Below are 1,004 nucleotides of genomic sequence, written 5' to 3' on the forward strand. Positions count from 1 at the left end.
ATGGTGCGTGCGTTGAACAGGATGACAAAGGCTGGGATGCCAGAAAGCGTGCGTATTGCCTGAAAATCCAGCCAGCTACAGGGTCGTTCGCACGAAATCTTATTTATTCAACAAAGCCCTTTTAAACACCAGCTCTGTACCTCTTTTAAAGATCCTTTAATAAATCCTGTAAACCCATAACCTGTTCATCGCCCGCACTGTGGACAGGCTCCGGAGAATGTCCGCCCTTGCAGCGACCTGACGGTCGCGCCGGTTCGGCAGTATCAGAGATAGCTCCCATCGCTCCGCGACGGGCCCCTGCCGGAGAATTAAGTTAGTTACAGCATTCATAAGGAAGTTCATCACAAAACCGGCGCCGGTTTGCCGGCCAGGAGCCCCTCCCCACCACTGAAAAGCGCCGCCGCCCCCGGCCGAAGGCCGGGAGTAGTGTCGCTTTTAATGTGTCGCTTTTAATGATGGGTGTTGTAACTACTCTTCGTCATCTCTGTGAGTAGTGTCGCGGTAAGTTCTGGGATACACGCTCGTAAGCGGCCCTAACGGCCCGCTAACGCGGAGATACGCCCCGACTGCGGCTGTCGCCTTGCCGGGACCACTCCGACCGCGTACAGAGGCATCTGAGCCGTTTTTAGCGGGTATAGCTTTGCAGGGAAGGGGGTGGGTGAGGCAGAACCTGTCAAAACAGCAGCCGGCTGCGCCGGGCGACGGCGCCATTTACCCGCAGTACTCCATTCAACTTCAGCTGGCGCCTCCATGCCGCTGACGCGGCATTATCTATACTTTAAGTCTGGCCACTGGAGGTAACCATATGCGGACGTTTTTCTCAGTCTATGACGCGGGAAGAGTATCTTTCTCTCCTCGCCAATGAAGCCGATCGAAATATTGCCTACGGGCTTTGTTGAATAAATCAGATTTCGGGTAAGTCTCCCCCGTAGCGGGTTGTGTTTTCAGGCAATACGCACGCTTTCAGGCATACCTGCTTTCGTCATTTTGTTCAGCGCTCGTAC

At 54.4% G+C, this 1,004-nt stretch carries 1 pseudogene; it reads left to right on the forward strand.

The features are described from left to right. Positions 1–803: 803 nt before the first annotated feature. A pseudogene (locus tag RDN66_RS06120) lies at positions 804–887 on the forward strand (SOS response-associated peptidase); the annotation flags it as partial. Positions 888–1,004 lie beyond the last annotated feature (117 nt).

Source organism: uncultured Kluyvera sp. (genome assembly GCF_902485085.1).
GTDB lineage: Bacteria > Pseudomonadota > Gammaproteobacteria > Enterobacterales > Enterobacteriaceae > Kluyvera > Kluyvera ascorbata.